Origin of the sequence: Pseudomonas sp. B21-054 (assembly GCF_026016345.1) — a bacterium.
Lineage (GTDB): Bacteria > Pseudomonadota > Gammaproteobacteria > Pseudomonadales > Pseudomonadaceae > Aquipseudomonas.
This window is the reverse complement of the sequence record NZ_CP087204.1, coordinates 5377186-5392148: the sequence shown is the minus strand read 5'-3', so window position 1 is coordinate 5392148 and position 14963 is coordinate 5377186. Positions and strand designations below refer to the sequence as shown.

12 protein-coding genes are annotated in these 14963 nt (G+C 62.0%); 1 reads left to right on the top strand and 11 read right to left on the bottom strand.

Annotation, left to right across the window (positions count from 1 at the left end; all coding sequences use genetic code 11):
* Positions 1-2: 2 nt before the first annotated feature.
* From LOY70_RS23435 to LOY70_RS23410, 6 genes are all read right to left on the bottom strand, one after another.
* Positions 3-914, bottom strand: a complete 912-nt coding sequence (locus tag LOY70_RS23435) for a DMT family transporter (RefSeq protein WP_265029478.1) — start codon at positions 912-914, stop codon at positions 3-5.
* Positions 915-1043: 129 nt separating this feature from the next.
* Positions 1044-2231: a cyanate transporter gene (locus LOY70_RS23430; protein ID WP_265029477.1), complete on the bottom strand. Its 1188-nt coding sequence runs from the start codon at positions 2229-2231 to the stop codon at positions 1044-1046.
* 281 nt (positions 2232-2512) lie between these two features.
* Positions 2513-3424 carry a copper homeostasis membrane protein CopD gene (gene copD / locus LOY70_RS23425; RefSeq protein ID WP_265029476.1) on the bottom strand — a complete coding sequence of 304 codons (912 nt, stop codon included), beginning with the start codon at positions 3422-3424 and terminating at the stop codon, positions 2513-2515.
* Between the two features lie 4 nt (positions 3425-3428).
* Positions 3429-3815 carry a copper homeostasis periplasmic binding protein CopC gene (copC, locus tag LOY70_RS23420; protein ID WP_265029475.1) on the bottom strand — a complete coding sequence of 129 codons (387 nt, stop codon included), beginning with the start codon at positions 3813-3815 and terminating at the stop codon, positions 3429-3431.
* A 52-nt stretch (positions 3816-3867) separates the two neighbouring features.
* On the bottom strand, positions 3868-4770 hold the full coding sequence (locus LOY70_RS23415) for a copper resistance protein B (RefSeq protein ID WP_265029474.1): 903 nt from the start codon (positions 4768-4770) through the stop codon (positions 3868-3870).
* Positions 4771-4781: 11 nt separating this feature from the next.
* The gene (locus tag LOY70_RS23410; protein ID WP_265029473.1) at positions 4782-6557 is read right to left on the bottom strand and encodes a copper resistance system multicopper oxidase; all 1776 of its coding nucleotides are present in this window, start codon (positions 6555-6557) and stop codon (positions 4782-4784) included.
* 327 nt (positions 6558-6884) lie between these two features.
* On the opposite strand from LOY70_RS23410, the gene nadA reads away from it, so the two are divergent.
* Entirely contained in the window at positions 6885-7943 is a 1059-nt protein-coding gene (gene nadA / locus LOY70_RS23405) for a quinolinate synthase NadA (protein ID WP_025215206.1), read from the top strand.
* A 203-nt stretch (positions 7944-8146) separates the two neighbouring features.
* On the opposite strand, the gene LOY70_RS23400 is transcribed toward nadA, so the two are convergent.
* The 5 genes from LOY70_RS23400 to gcvP form a co-directional block, all read right to left on the bottom strand.
* Positions 8147-8635 carry an RDD family protein gene (locus LOY70_RS23400; protein WP_025215205.1) on the bottom strand — a complete coding sequence of 163 codons (489 nt, stop codon included), beginning with the start codon at positions 8633-8635 and terminating at the stop codon, positions 8147-8149.
* Between the two features lie 94 nt (positions 8636-8729).
* On the bottom strand, positions 8730-8942 hold the full coding sequence (locus LOY70_RS23395; protein ID WP_003175786.1) for a cold-shock protein: 213 nt from the start codon (positions 8940-8942) through the stop codon (positions 8730-8732).
* Between the two features lie 393 nt (positions 8943-9335).
* Positions 9336-10460 carry a glycine cleavage system aminomethyltransferase GcvT gene (gene gcvT / locus LOY70_RS23390; RefSeq protein WP_265029472.1) on the bottom strand — a complete coding sequence of 375 codons (1125 nt, stop codon included), beginning with the start codon at positions 10458-10460 and terminating at the stop codon, positions 9336-9338.
* A gap of 39 nt (positions 10461-10499) precedes the next feature.
* Positions 10500-11876 (bottom strand): L-serine ammonia-lyase, encoded by a 1377-nt coding sequence (locus LOY70_RS23385; protein ID WP_123415711.1) that lies wholly within the window; start codon positions 11874-11876, stop codon positions 10500-10502.
* Positions 11877-12113: 237 nt separating this feature from the next.
* Positions 12114-14963, bottom strand: coding sequence for an aminomethyl-transferring glycine dehydrogenase (gcvP, locus tag LOY70_RS23380; RefSeq protein WP_265029471.1), 2850 nt, complete (start codon positions 14961-14963; stop codon positions 12114-12116).

Genomic DNA, 14963 nt, shown 5'->3' with positions numbered 1-14963 from the left:
GTTCAAGCCGTAACGGTTCTGGCGTTACGGCTGCTGACCACCAGTGCCAGCATGCCGCCTCCCACCAGCGCGGCGCCGATGATCTCGATCATCATCGGTTGCTGCCTGAGCCAGAACCAATTCAGCAGGGTGACGAACAGGGTGTTGAGGTAAACGTAGGAAATCACCGTGGAGGGCGAGATCACCCCGATTGCCCGGTGCAGCAGCCAGAACGTGGCGAGGGTGCCGAACAAGGCCAGGTACACCAGCCAGCCGATGTCCAGCGTCGACAACTGCAGGCCGCTGCGCCACCCGCCACTGAGCAGGCAGAACACCAGCAGGAACAGCGAACCGAACAGCATGTTCCAGAACGTCATCGCCACCGGATCGCGGCCCTGCAACGCTGTTGCCTTGAAGCGTTGGCTCAGGGGTGAATACAACGCCATCGCCAGGCAACCGGCACCGAACACCAGCACCGGATAAAGCGCCGGCATTTGCCCCGGGGCCGAGCCCTTGAGCGTCAGCAACACGGCGCCGACTGCTGCCACCAACATGGGGAACAGGCGGGTCTTGAGGCTGGGACTGGGCAGCAGGAATACCTCGAAAAACAAGGTCATCAAGGGCACCAGCGTGTACAGCGTCGCGGTGTTGACCGCCGAGGTGTAGCGCAGCGCTTCGAACAACGAACCAAAGTAAGTCGCCAACAGCAGGCCGAGCACGGCGTGGGCCAGCAGACCCCTGATGGAAATGGGCGAGGTGTTTTTCAGGAGCAGCAGCGGCAGGAACATCAGTGCGGAAAACAGCAGCCGCAGGCCCGTGAGCAGGATCGGGTCGATCGTCTGGCTGACCTGGGCCGCGGCAAAGAACGACGAAGCGATGAGCATTGCCCAGATGAGCATGCCCCAGTGAGCGGTGGCAAAACCGACGTTTTTCATCAAGGTCTTATTCCTGTGTTGCGGATCGGAACGTCATGATGGGCAAAACGGTTTGCCGTCATGGGTGAACTGTCAAAGCCGGGACTGCATTGAATGCAGCCCCGGGCGCGAGAGGCCTGTCTTTGTCGACTAGCTGATATGCCGCGCGTATTGCTTGGGATTGAAGCGCAGGACCATCAAGAGCATCAAAGCCATGACTGCGGTGAGCGACCACCAGGCCCATTCGAAGCTGCCCAACTGATCGCGAATCATCCCGGCGATCAACGGCGAGAGCCCGGCGATCAGGTAGCCGATGCCTTGTACGAAGGCCGTCAGGCCACCGGCCCGGCGTGGGTTGTCCAGGTGATCGAGGGACACGATCAAGCTCATCGGGAACAGGCCGCCGATGCCCAGCCCCAACAGGCACGGCCACAACAGGCTGAAGCGTTCCGGGCTGAGGATCAGGCCGCAGAAACCGGCGATGATCAGGGCCAACAGCACGGCGAGAACCAGGCGTTTATCCTGGCTGCGGTTGGCGATCGCCGGGGTGACGAGGCCGGACAACACTTCCATGGCCGTGAGGAACCCCAGTAGCAGGCCCGCGTGTTGTTCGCTCCAGCCTTTTTCCACGTAGTACGGCGCCAGCCAGGCCAGCACGCAGGTGTAGGAGGCGGTGCCCAGGCCGAAGAAAATCGCCAGCAACCAAGCCCGTGAGTTGCTGAAGAACGACTCTTTCGCTCGGACGGGGGCTTCGGGCAATGGTGTGACGGTCGAACGCTGGGCGTACCAGCAACCCAGGGCGACCAGCGCCAACAGTGCCCAGATTGCCAGGCCGATGCGCCAGCTGCCGGTCTGCGACAACACGAAAGGTGAGAACGACGCGGCAATCGCCGCCCCGCCCATGATCGAGGTGACATAAAGGCCCATGAACAGCGAGACGTTGTCGGCGTAGCGCGACTTGATCAGCGCAGGCATCACTGCCTGGATCAGGGCGATGCCGAGCCCGGCCAACACCGCGCTGATGATCAGCTCGACGGCGCTGTCCAGGTACAGGCGCGACGCCGTGGCGATGCCGATGATCAGCAGTGAGAGGACAATGGTGCGGTGTTCGCCGATGCGCAGGGCGATGCGCATGCCCAGGAACATCGCCAGGCCCATCGCCATGACTGGCAGCATGGTCAGCAGTGAGGCAGTGCTGAAGCTCAACGGCACCTCGCCGCGAATGGCAGACAACAAGGGCCCGACGGCGGCCATCGAGGGCCGCAGGTTCAGCGCCACCAACACGATGCTGACCATCAGCCAGACGGCGTGGGTGCTTGAGGTTCGAACGTTTTCCATGACAGCGCCTTGGTTTAACAAAGCGTCATTTAGGCTGGGGCGGCCTGTCATGGGCAAACTGAAAACTGGCGGGGGTTATTGAAAAATTAAATGCTGCAGATAATGGTAATCAGTGAAGGGATCAGAGTTTTTGTGGCGAGGGGATTTATCCCCGCTGGGTTGCGAAGCAACCCCCAAGCCTGAGCGCTCGGTGTGTCAGGCAAGTTGCGTCCATACTTTTCAGGTCTGCTTCGCAGCCCAGCGGGGATAAATCCCCTCGCCACAATGTAGTTCACTACCCCTTATTCCATCACCGGGCTCAGCGTCCCCAGCCACGCCACCAACCCCAGGATGACCACCGCCACACAGAACTCCAGCACCATGCTGCGCCGCAGAGCATTCACCGCCCCGCCATGCTCGCCGGTCTGCCGGGCCTGTTCCAACAGCGGGCCCAGATGAAAGCGATTCAGCGCGGCGAACACCAGCATGGCCGCGAAGAACAGCAGTTTGAGCGTCAGCAACTGACCATAGGTGCTGTCCAGCAGCCCTTCGACACTCGGGCCGACGATAAACAGATAGTTCACCACCCCCGTCACGCTGATGATTACCACGATCACCGCGCCGGCCGTTTCAAACCCGGTCAGTGTCCGCGCCAGTACTTGCAGCCGAGGTTCGGTCTGGCGCAGCAACAGGGCAAACGCGGCCAAGGCGCCGACCCAACCACCCGCTGCCCACAAGTGCAGGAAGTCGGTGATGAAGTGCCAGTTGCGGCGCTCACCTTCGTCCATGGCGCCGTGCCCGGCCCAGGCCAGCGTCGCCAGCGCCACTGCACCGCCCAGCGTGACCAGCCACAAGCTGACGGTCGGCCAGCGTCTATTGAGCGTCACGGCGAAACCAGCCAGCACCAGCGCCGCGATCCGCAGGTTCCAGCTCAAACCCACATCGGTCTCGAACATCATCATTTCAATGTGCGGCCACAGCTCGGCCCAGTCCGAAACGCCGCTCATGGCCCAGACCATGCACGTCATCGCAGCGACGGAGAGCAACCCGCCAAGCACCGCCGTGGACATCAGCAGCGGGGTGAAAGGCAATTGCACGCCTGACACCCGCTCCTGGCCTCGTAGACCATAGAGGCCAAAAGCGGCCAGGCCGAACAGCAACATCAGATCCAGGTACAGCGCAAAACGCAGGGCAATGTTGATCGAGTCGCTCATCAACTCACTTCACCTTGAACGTGACGTTGCCGGTGATCGGGTGAGTGTCGGATGACACCGCGCGCCACTGGACCTGGTAAGTGCCGGCGGTGAGTGGAGCGTTGGGGATGATGAGCATGGTCTTGGGATCGTCGCTGCCCGACACCTTGGCCGGCATGGGCATCGGCGAGTGGGCCGCCATGCCAGGCATCTCGGTCATCAACAGCTTGGCACCGGAGAATTTGGTCATCAGGTTTTCGGAAAAATGCAGCTCGATTTTCGTCGGTGCCGCACCTTGCGCGCCTTCAGCGGGGGTGGAGGACAGCAGCTTCGGGTGCGCCTGGGCCAGGCCACTGATCAATAGACCTGTGGACAGCGCGACGGTAATGACAGCGGTTTTGATGAATGACATGCAAGGACTCCTACAGCTCTGGTTTTTAGTTTTAGTGAAACAGCTCAACGGGTCAGAACCACATGCGCAGGCCCAATACCAGGCGTGCTTCGCTGCGATCTTCACCTTCTTCACGGGCGTAATCGGCGGTGTTGCCATAGGCCCGGTTCCAGGTGACGCCGATGTATGGGGCGAATTCGCGGCGGATTTCATAACGCAGCCGCAGGCCGAGTTCGGTGTCCGACAGTCCTGAGCCGACGCCGCGGGCGGGATCGTTCTTGCCATAGAAATTGGCTTCGGCGGTGGGCTGCAGGATCAACCGGTTAGTCAGCAGGATGTCGTAGTCGCCTTCCAGGCGCATCGCGCTTTGGCCGCCTTCACCGATGAACGCCGTGGCCTCGGCTTCGAAGTTGTACAGGGCCATGCCTTGCAATCCGAAGGCGGCCCAGGTTTGCGGATCGCCCGGCTTGAAGTCCTGGCGCACGCCGGCCACGACGTCCCACCAAGGGCTGATGGCGTGACCCCACAGGGCCTGGAGTTCGGCTTCTTCGGTCTTGCCGTTGAGGCGTTCACCTTCGGAGCGCAGCCACAAACGGTCGATATCGCCGCCGATCCAGCCCGAGGCGTCCCAACTCAGCGCGCTGCCGTCGTCGGCGTCTTGCCATTCCAGTTGGTCTATCAGGAAGAACGAATTAAGGGCGCTGTCATGCACCGCGTGTCCGCCATGATCGTCGTAGACGGCGGCGCGGTCGGCAGCGGTCAGCTCGGGGATCGGCGTGCGGCTGGTGGTCGGCGCCGATTGCATGGGTTCCATGCCCTGCATCGAGTCCATGCCTTGCATCTGGCTGTGGTCCATGCCCGGCATCTGGCTGTGATCCATGCCTTGCATATCGTTGCCTGCCGCCCATGCCGAGGCGCTGACGCCGAGGGTAAGGCTGGCAATAATGGCGATGGGGTATTGAAAAACAGTGGTCATGGTCCGACTCCTCATTCCTGCACCCGCACTTCACGGAACATTCCCATCTCCATGTGGAACAACAGGTGACAGTGATACGCCCAGCGCCCGAGGGCATCGGCGGTGACCCGGTAACTGCGCCGGGCACCGGGTGGGACGTCGATGGTGTGTTTGCGCACCATGAACTGGCCGTTCTCATCCTCCAGGTCACTCCACATGCCATGCAGGTGAATGGGGTGGGTCATCATGGTGTCGTTGATCAGCACGATGCGCAGGCGCTCGCCGTACTTGAGCAGCAGCGGCGCGGCGTCGGCGAACTTCACGCCGTTGAACGACCAGACGAATTTCTCCATGTGCCCGGTCAGGTGCAGCTCGATAGTACGGCCCGGTTCGCGGCCGTCAGGGTCGGGAAAGGTACTGCGCAGGTCGGCGTAGGTCAGCACCTTGCGTCCGTTGTTGCGCAGGCCCATGCCCGGGTCGTCGAGCTTGGGCTTGGTGCTCATGGCTTGCATGTCCACCAAGGGGTTGTCGTTCTCGGTGTCTGGATGGGATTGCATGGCGCCCATGCCTTGCATGGCGCTGTGATCCATACCGGCCATGTCACCCATGCCTTGCATCTGGCTGGGGTCCATGCCTGGCATCGGCTCGTCGTCCATACCCGACATGCCCTGCATCGCCCCATGGTCCATGCCGCCCATGCCCATGTCGTCCATGGTCACCAGCGGCCGCGGGTCCAGTGGTGGCACCGGCGCCGACAGGCCGGCCCGTGCCGCGAGGGTGCCGCGGGCGTATCCGGTGCGGTCCATTGACTGGGCAAACACGGTGTAGGCCTCTGCGGTGGGCTCGATGATGATGTCGTAGGTTTCGGCCACGGCGATGCGCAACTCGTCGACGCTTACGGGATTGACGTATTGGCCGTCGGAGGCGACGACGGTCATTTTCAAACCGGGAATGCGCACATCGAAGTAGGTCATGGACGAACCGTTGATCAAGCGCAGGCGCAGGCGTTCACCGGGCTTGAACAGGCCGGTCCAGTTCATGTCGGGGGCCTGGCCGTTCATCAGGTAGGTGTAGGTCGCGCCGCTGACGTCGGCCAGGTCCGTGGGGTTCATCTTCATCTCGGCCCACATCTTGCGATCCGCCACGGTGGCGGCCCAACCGTTCTTGCTCACATCGTCGATAAAGTCGCCGACGGTGCGCTTGTTGTAGTTGTAGTAATCCGACTGTTTCTTGAGCTTGCGCAGGATGTCGCCGGGGTCTTCGTCGGTCCAGTCGGTGAGCATCACCACGTAGTCCCGCTCGTACTGGAAGGGCTCGGGTTCCTTGGCGTCGATCACCAACGGGCCATAGACCCCGGACTGCTCCTGGAAGCCTGAGTGGCTGTGGTACCAGTAGGTGCCGTTCTGTCGAACCTTGAATTGGTAGACGTACAGGCCATCGGGCTCGATGCCTTTGAAGCTCAACCCCGGGACGCCGTCCATGTTGGCCGGCAACAAGAGGCCGTGCCAGTGGATGGACGTGGTGTCTTTCAAGCGATTGCGCACCCGCAGGGTCACGGTGTCGCCTTCACGCCAGCGCAGCAGCGGGCCGGGAATGCCACCGTTGATGGTCTGGGCCGTGCGCGGATGGCCGGTGAAGTTGACCGGGCTTTCGCCGATGAACAGGTCGAACTCGGTGCCCGTCAGTACGTTGGGCTGGCCAGGGCTGGTGACCGCCCAGACGGGCGTGCGCCATAACCCCAGGCCACCCAGGATACCGGCGGCGCTCAGGCCTTTGACGAAGGTTCGCCGGGAAGTTTTTGATTGCATGCGATGGAAGTCCGTCAGTCGATTCGCTGCGAGCACAGGGGCATTGCCCGGTGCCGGTTTGAAAAGAAGATGACATAAGCCGACGCGGCGAGTGATTACATTTCAGTCAGCTTGAGAGTTGGGGAACTCGTCAATGTCTGGTCGAACACAACCCGGCAGGGCACAGGTCAGAATGATCTTTTGCAACGGTGGGATATTCTGTAGCCTTGCCGGCTTCACGCAGTCCCGTGCCTGATTGATACCCCACTTTCCCGGCGGTACCCGAGTGGTCCGGAGCCGGGTGTATACTCGACTTTCGCGCTAAACGCGCTTGCAGGTCTTGCGAACATGACGCAAATTTCCGAACGCCTTCTGGTCCAGGCCCACCTCGACGCCAAGCAGCCCAAGCCGCTGACCGCCGAGCAGGAAGCCTGGTACCGCGCCGCCATCGCCGCCGAGCTCAAGGCTCAGGACGCGGTGCTGGTCGCGCACTTCTATTGCGACCCGGTTATCCAGGCCCTGGCCGAAGAGACCGGTGGTTGTGTATCCGACTCCCTGGAAATGGCCCGTTTCGGCAATGCCCATCCGGCCAAGACCGTGGTGGTGGCCGGGGTCAAGTTCATGGGCGAGACCGCCAAGATCCTCAACCCCGAAAAACGCGTGCTGATGCCGACCCTGGAAGCCACCTGTTCCCTGGACCTGGGATGCCCGGTGGACGAGTTCTCGGCGTTCTGCGACCAGCATCCGGAGCGCACCGTAGTGGTGTACGCCAATACCTCTGCGGCGGTCAAAGCCCGGGCCGACTGGGTGGTGACGTCCAGCTGTGCGCTGGAGATCGTCGAGAGCCTGATGGACAACGGCGAGACCATCATCTGGGGGCCGGACAAGCACCTGGGGACCTATATCCAGCGCAAGACCGGCGCCGACATGCTGCTTTGGGACGGTGCCTGTATCGTCCATGAAGAGTTCAAGTCCAAGCAGTTGGAGGACATGAAGGCGCTGTACCCGGATGCCGCGATCCTGGTGCATCCGGAGTCGCCGACCTCGGTCATCGAACTGGCGGACGCCGTGGGTTCTACCAGCCAGTTGATCGCCGCGGCCCAGAGCCTGCCGAACAAGACGCTGATCGTCGCCACCGACCGCGGCATTTTCTACAAGATGCAGCAGCTGTGCCCGGACAAGGTCTTCATCGAAGCCCCTACCGCCGGTAACGGCGCAGCCTGCCGCAGTTGCGCACACTGCCCATGGATGGCGATGAACACCCTGGAGCGTACGCTCAAGAGCCTGCAGGAAGGCACCAACGAGATCTTCGTCGACCCGGCATTGATCCCCCAGGCCATTCGCCCGCTCAAGCGCATGCTGGACTTCACCCAGGCGGCGCGGATGAAGTTGGCGGGGAATGCTTGAAGCTGAAGAAGATTTCGAGGCTTGCGAGGTTTTGTGGCGAGGGGTTTTATCTGTGGCGAGGGGATTTATCCCCGTTGGGCTGCGAAGCAGCCCCCTCTGTTTTTCCTGACATTGCACGTTGTCAGGTTTTAGGGCCGCTTCGCGCCCCAGCGGGGATAAATCCCCTCGCCACAATGTATTTCAATCCGCTGATGTGGTGTTCTTTACTTGGTCTTCTTGGGAATCCGCACCAACTGCGTATCCGAGTAGATGTCATGCCAGCTGCGCTTGCGCTTGTCGAACAGCGCCCAGATAAAGCCCAGCCCCACCAGCAGCAATGACGCAATCGACACCACAAACCGCAGCAGCGCCTGCCACAGGCTGATGGCCGTGCCATCGGCGTTCTGGACACGGATGCACCACACCTGCATGCCGAGGGTCTGGCCGTTGTGGGTCCAGAATTTGGCGAAGAAGCCGAACAGCACGAACAGCAGCACGGTGGACAGCAACGGATCGCCGTCCAGGGCACCGGCCTCGGTGAGTGCGCGCATTTTTTCTTCGCCGATGATCGCCATCTGGATCATCTTGTAGGCGCCACTGGTGACGATCAGCAGTGCCGTGCACAGCAAAAAATCATAGAACATCGCGGCTAGGCGACGGCCCAGGCCGACGGGGGGGAAGTCGCCCTGGGGGGTGAGCAGGTGTTTGGGCATGACGGCCTCGGACGAAAAAAGAAGCCATTTTACGGATTTACGCCCATAAAAAAGCCCCTGATATCAATCAGGGGCTTTTTAGTTCGCGAAAGCCTTAGGCTTCGGCTTGTACTTCGTCAGCCTGCATGCCTTTCTGGCCCTGCACAGCAACGAAAGTGACTTTCTGGCCTTCTTTCAGGCTCTTGAAGCCGTTGCCCTGGATAGCACGGAAATGCACAAACAGGTCCGGACCGCTTTCAGGTGTGATAAAACCAAAACCCTTTTCGTCGTTGAACCACTTGACGGTACCGCTCTGACGTTGAGACATTTTCTTATTTCCTTTGACGCTAAATTAATGACAGCCTCTTTCGCATGAAAGAGTACTGGGGCTGGGTTGCAGGAAAGTAAGAGACGTCGAACGGGATGTAGCGAACTTCATAAGCTACTGCCCAGGTCACGATTCCAAGCGACCCATGCAAACACAGTGACCAAACTCTACGCCAACTATGAGCGAAAAAACAACCCCCCTGAAGGGCCCGTATTTACTCAGCTTGCTGGTAATTACACGCTGCGCTGGCCTGGGCTTATTCGATAGGCTAGTTCGATTGTTTGCGATCGTTATAAGGGCAGTTCAATGGCAGAAACATGCACCTTTTTATGGCGGTTGCGTTACACATTAGTGCACGTATAACGCAACTGCGTTACTTATAGAAACAGTCAATCAGCCGCGGTAGTAGCGTTGCGGGACGAATGGCAATTTGCTTACAAGTAAAGGCACCTTTTTCCCACGAACAATGGCCCAGACTGGCGTATCCAGTGCGACATAGGCACTGTCCAGATAACCCATCGCCAACGGTCCGCCCAGGGTCGGGCCGAAACCGCCGCTGCACACTGCACCAATAATGTCGCCCGCTTCGTTGACGATCTCCGCGCCTTCGCGCACCGGTGTGCGTTCCTGGGGCAGCAAGCCCACGCGTTTGCGCTTCACGCCGCCCTGTTGCTGGGCGAACACGGTTTCAGCCCCGGGGAAACCACCGGCGCGGGCACCGTCGGCACGGCGTGCCTTGGAAATGGCCCACAGCAGGCTGGCTTCGATCGGTGTCGTCTCGGTGTTCATGTCATGGCCGTAAAGGCACAGGCCGGCTTCCAGGCGCAGGGAGTCACGGGCGCCGAGGCCGATGGCGGCGACTTCCGGTTCGGCCAGCAGCGCGCGGGCCAGTTTTTCCGCGTCGGCGGCGGGTACCGAGATTTCGAAACCGTCTTCACCGGTGTAGCCCGAACGGCTGACAAAGCAATCGATGCCCAACAGCGCGACGCGCTGGAACTGCATGAAGGTCATCTTCGCCACGTCCGGCGCCAGGCGGGCGAGCACGGTGACGGCGGCCGGGCCTTGCAGGGCGAGCAGGGCGCGGGCTTCGAACAGCGGCTCGATAGTGCACTGATCGCCAATATGCGCACGCAGGTGGGCCAGGTCCTGTTCCTTGCACGCTGCGTTGACCACCAGGAACAGCTCGTCGTTGCCCAGGTTGGCGACCATCAGGTCGTCGAGGATGCCGCCGTTGTCGTTGGTGAACATGGCGTAGCGCTGCATGCCCACCGGCAGGTCGATGATGTCCACCGGCACCAGGGTTTCCAGGGCCTGGGCGGCGCCTGCGCCGCTCAGGCGGATCTGGCCCATGTGGGAAACGTCGAACAGCCCGGCCTGATCGCGGGTGTGCTGGTGTTCCTTCATCACGCCCAGTGGGTACTGCACCGGCATGTCGTAGCCGGCGAACGGCACCATGCGGGCACCGAGTTCGAGGTGTAGCGCGTGCAGTGGGGTCTTCAGCAGTTGTTCGGTGGACATATCAGCTCCTGGAAAAAAGGTGGAAGTGAGGCAAGCGCATCAGCATTCGATGATGTTGACCGCCAGACCGCCGCGGGCGGTCTCCTTGTATTTGCTTTTCATGTCGGCGCCGGTCTGGCGCATGGTGCGGATGACTTTGTCGAGGGAAACGAAGTGATGCCCGTCGCCGCGCATGGCCATGCGCACTGCGTTGATGGCTTTCACCGAACCCATGGCGTTGCGTTCGATGCAGGGCACCTGGACCAGGCCGCCGATAGGGTCGCAGGTCAGGCCGAGGTTGTGTTCCATGCCGATCTCGGCGGCGTTTTCCACTTGCTGCACGGTGCCGCCGAGCACTTCGCACAAGGCCCCGGCAGCCATGGAACAGGCCACGCCGACTTCACCCTGGCAACCGACTTCGGCGCCGGAGATGGAAGCGTTTTCCTTGTACAGGATGCCGATGGCGGCGGCGGTCAGCAGGAACCGCACCACGCCATCCTCGCTGGCCCCGGGGATGAAGCGCATGTAGTAATGCAGCACGGCCGGGACGATGCCCGCCGCCCCGTTGGTCGGGGCGGTGACGACGCGACCGCCGTAGGCGTTTTCTTCGTTGACCGCCAGGGCGTACAGGTTGACCCAGTCCAGCACCGACAGTGGGTCGCGCAATGCAGCTTCGGGGTTCTTGCACAACTGGCGGTGCAACGCCGCGGCCCGGCGCTTGACCTTCAGCCCTCCCGGCAGAATCCCTTCGTTGCGACAGCCGGCCGCCACGCAATCCTGCATCACCTGCCAGATCTTCAGCAGGCCGGCGCGGGTCTCGGCTTCGGGGCGCCAGGCGCTTTCGTTGGTCAGCATCACCTGGCTAATGGACAAACCATAGGTGGTGCAATGGCCCAGCAAGTCCTTGGCGCTTTTGAACGGGAAGGTCAGGGGCGTGGCATCTTCGACGATACGGTCAGCGCCGGCGGCGCCTTCGTCAACCACAAAACCACCACCTACCGAGTAGTACTCGCGGCTGCGCACTTGCAGGCCCGCGGCATCGAAGGCGCGGAAGATCATGCCGTTGGGGTGAAAGGCCAACGGTTTGCGGATCATTGCCAAGTGCAGTTTTTCGTTGAATTCAATGGAGTGTTGGCCGAGCAGGTTCAGACGACCGTTGCTGCGGATCTGCTGCAAGCGGGTATCGACCGTTTCGGTATCGACGGTATCGGGGTGTTCACCTTCCAGGCCCAGCAGCACGGCCTTGTCACTGCCATGGCCCTTGCCGGTGGCGCCAAGCGAGCCGTAGAGCTCGACCTTCACGCTGGTGGTGGTTTCAAGCAGGTCATCACGACGCAGCCCTTCGGCGAAACGGGCAGCGGCACGCATCGGGCCGACCGTATGGGAACTGGAAGGGCCGATGCCGATCTTGAACAGGTCGAACACGCTTAACGACATGGTGTTTCTCCGGTTTCTTTTTATGAGGATCGACGGTTATGAAATGGGGCACAGGCTCCTTTGTGGGAGCGAGCTTGCTCGCGATAGCGGAGTGTCAGTCAACATTTCTGTCAGCTGTCACACCTCTATCGCGAGCAAGCTCGCTCCCACAAAGGAGATGTGGTTTCCTTGAGAAAGTGACCTTCCACAAGGTTCGCGGTGTTGTTGAGAGGGGCGAGCAAGCCCGCCCCTCACAGGTCAAGCGTAGCTTTCGATCGACGGGCAGGCGCAGACCAGGTTGCGGTCGCCGAAGACGTTGTCGACCCGACCGACCGGCGGCCAGTACTTGCCTTCGATCAACGACGCTACCGGGTACACCGCCTGTTCGCGGCTGTAGGGATGAGTCCATTCGCCGACGAGTTCCGCCGCGGTGTGCGGAGCGTTTTTCAGCGGGTTGTCCTCTTTGTCCAGGCTGCCATTTTCCACCGCGCGGATTTCTTCGCGGATGCAGATCATGGCGTCGCAGAAGCGGTCCAGTTCTTCTTTGGATTCGCTTTCGGTCGGCTCGATCATCAACGTGCCGGCCACCGGGAACGACATGGTCGGCGCGTGGAAGCCGAAGTCGATCAGGCGCTTGGCCACGTCATCGACGCTGATGCTGCTGCTGTCCTTGAGCGGGCGCAGGTCGAGGATGCACTCGTGGGCCACCAGGCCGTTGCTGCCGGAGTAGAGCACGGGGTAATGCTCTTCCAGGCGCCGGGCGATGTAGTTGGCGTTGAGGATCGCCAGTTGCGAGGCACGCTTGAGGCCCGCGCCACCCATCATGCGGATGTACATCCAGGTGATCGGCAGGATGCTCGCGCTGCCGAACGGCGCCGCGCACACCGCGCCTTCCTTGCGCGTCATGTTGGCATGGCCCGGCAGGAACGGCGCCAGGTGGGACTTGACACCAATCGGGCCGACGCCCGGGCCGCCACCACCGTGGGGAATACAGAAAGTCTTGTGCAGGTTCAAGTGCGACACGTCGCCGCCGAACTTGCCCGGGGCGCAGAGGCCGACCATGGCGTTCATGTTGGCGCCGTCGATGTACACCTGGCCGCCGTTGTCATGAATGATGCCGCAGATTTCGCGGATGCCTTCTTCGAACACGCCGTGGGTGGACGGGTAGGTGATCATCAGCGCAGCGAGGTGTTCGCGGTGCTCGATGGCCTTGGCCCGCAGGTCTTCGATGTCGACGTTGCCACGGGCATCGCAGGCGGTCACGACCACGCGCATACCAGCCATGTTGGCGGTGGCTGGGTTGGTGCCGTGGGCCGACGACGGGATCAGGCAGATGTCACGACGTTCTTCGCCACGGCTCTGGTGAAAAGCGCGGATCGCCAGCAGGCCAGCGTATTCACCCTGGGAGCCGGCGTTGGGTTGCAGCGACACCGCGTCATACCCGGTGGCGGCGCAAAGCATGGCTTCCAGCTCGTCAGTCAGTTGCTGGTAACCGGCGCTTTGCTCGGCCGGGGCGAATGGGTGCAGGGCGCCGAATTCGGCCCAGGTCACCGGGATCATTTCGCTGGCGGCGTTGAGTTTCATGGTGCAGGAACCCAGCGGGATCATGGTGCGATCCAGGGCCAGGTCCTTGTCGGCGAGCTTGCGCAGGTAGCGCATCAGCTCGGTTTCGGAATGGTAGCGGTTGAACACCGGGTGGCTGAGGATCGCCGATTGGCGCACCAGCTCGGCCGGGATGCGGCTTTGCACGGTGGCGGCCAACGCCGCGAAGTCCGGCAGGGCCTTGCCGTCGGCCAACAGGCTCCACAGGGCCTCGACGTCTGCCTGGCTGGTGGTCTCGTCCAGGGACAGGCCCAGGCGTTGCGCATCCACCACGCGCAGGTTGATGCGTTGGGCGTGGGCCTTGTCGTGCAGGGCGGCGGTCTGCGCGCCGGTGTGCAGGGTCAGGGTGTCGAAGAAGCTGTCTTGTTCGACGCTCAGGCCCAGCGCGCCCAGGCCCTTGGCCAGTATCGCGGTCAGGTGATGGATGCGGTGGGCGATTTGCGTCAGGCCCTTGGGGCCGTGGTACACGGCGTACATGCTGGCGATGTTGGCCAGCAGCACCTGGGCGGTGCAGATGTTGCTCGTGGCTTTCTCGCGGCGGATGTGTTGCTCGCGGGTCTGCATCGCCAGGCGCAGGGCCGGCTTGCCGAAACGGTCCACGGAAACCCCCACCAGACGGCCGGGCATATCGCGCTTGAAGGCGTCCTTGGTGGAGAAGTACGCCGCGTGCGGGCCGCCGAAACCCAGCGGCACGCCAAAGCGCTGGGCGCTGCCGATGGCCACGTCGGCACCGAATTCACCCGGCGGGGTCAGCAAGGTCAGGGCCAGCAGGTCGGCCGCGACCGCCACCAGGGCGTTGGCGGCGTGGAAGCGTTCGGTCAGTTCGCGGTAGTCGAACAGGTCGCCGTTGCTGGCCGGGTATTGCAGCAGCGCGCCGAAGAAGCGGCTGACATCGCTCAGCTCGCGCTCATCGCCCACCACCACGTCGATGCCCAGGGGCTCGGCACGGGTGCGCAGCACGTCGAGGGTTTGCGGGTGGCTGTGCACAGAGGCGAAGAAGACATTGCTGCCCTTGTTCTTGCTCAGGCGCTTGCAGAAGGTCATGGCTTCGGCGGCGGCGGTGGCTTCGTCCAGCAACGAGGCGTTAGCGATCGGCAGGCCGGTGAGGTCGCTGATCAGGGTCTGGAAGTTCAACAGCGCTTCGAGACGGCCCTGGGAAATTTCTGGCTGATACGGCGTGTAGGCCGTGTACCAGGCCGGGTTTTCCAGCAGGTTGCGCAGGATCGGGGCCGGCGTGTGGCAGTTGTAGTAACCCTGGCCGATGTAGGTCTTGAACAGCTGGTTCTTGGCGGCGATGGCCTTGATCGAGGCCAGTGCGTCGGCTTCGCTCTGGCCGTCGCCCATGTCCAGCACGCTGGTGCCCTTGATGCTTTCGGGGATGACGCTGGCGCTCAACGCCTCCAGGGAGTCGTAGCCCAGGCGCTCGAGCATGGCTTGCTCGTCGCTGGCGCGCGGGCCGATGTGGCGGGCGATGAATTCGTTGGCGGTGCCGAGATTAACGGTCAT

What these genes read in the sequence shown, in the direction of transcription:
- LOY70_RS23395 (WP_003175786.1), bottom strand. Translation starts at nt 8,942, where the DNA reads ATGTCTCAACGTCAGAGCGGTACCGTCAAGTGGTTCAACGACGAAAAG.
- LOY70_RS23415 (WP_265029474.1), bottom strand. Translation starts at nt 4,770, where the DNA reads ATGACCACTGTTTTTCAATACCCCATCGCCATTATTGCCAGCCTTACC.
- LOY70_RS23430 (WP_265029477.1), bottom strand. Translation starts at nt 2,231, where the DNA reads ATGGAAAACGTTCGAACCTCAAGCACCCACGCCGTCTGGCTGATGGTC.
- copC (WP_265029475.1), bottom strand. Translation starts at nt 3,815, where the DNA reads ATGTCATTCATCAAAACCGCTGTCATTACCGTCGCGCTGTCCACAGGT.
- nadA (WP_025215206.1), top strand. Translation starts at nt 6,885, where the DNA reads ATGACGCAAATTTCCGAACGCCTTCTGGTCCAGGCCCACCTCGACGCC.
- LOY70_RS23410 (WP_265029473.1), bottom strand. Translation starts at nt 6,557, where the DNA reads ATGCAATCAAAAACTTCCCGGCGAACCTTCGTCAAAGGCCTGAGCGCC.
- LOY70_RS23435 (WP_265029478.1), bottom strand. Translation starts at nt 914, where the DNA reads ATGAAAAACGTCGGTTTTGCCACCGCTCACTGGGGCATGCTCATCTGG.
- copD (WP_265029476.1), bottom strand. Translation starts at nt 3,424, where the DNA reads ATGAGCGACTCGATCAACATTGCCCTGCGTTTTGCGCTGTACCTGGAT.
- LOY70_RS23400 (WP_025215205.1), bottom strand. Translation starts at nt 8,635, where the DNA reads ATGCCCAAACACCTGCTCACCCCCCAGGGCGACTTCCCCCCCGTCGGC.
- gcvP (WP_265029471.1), bottom strand. Translation starts at nt 14,963, where the DNA reads ATGACCGTTAATCTCGGCACCGCCAACGAATTCATCGCCCGCCACATC.
- LOY70_RS23385 (WP_123415711.1), bottom strand. Translation starts at nt 11,876, where the DNA reads ATGTCGTTAAGCGTGTTCGACCTGTTCAAGATCGGCATCGGCCCTTCC.
- gcvT (WP_265029472.1), bottom strand. Translation starts at nt 10,460, where the DNA reads ATGTCCACCGAACAACTGCTGAAGACCCCACTGCACGCGCTACACCTC.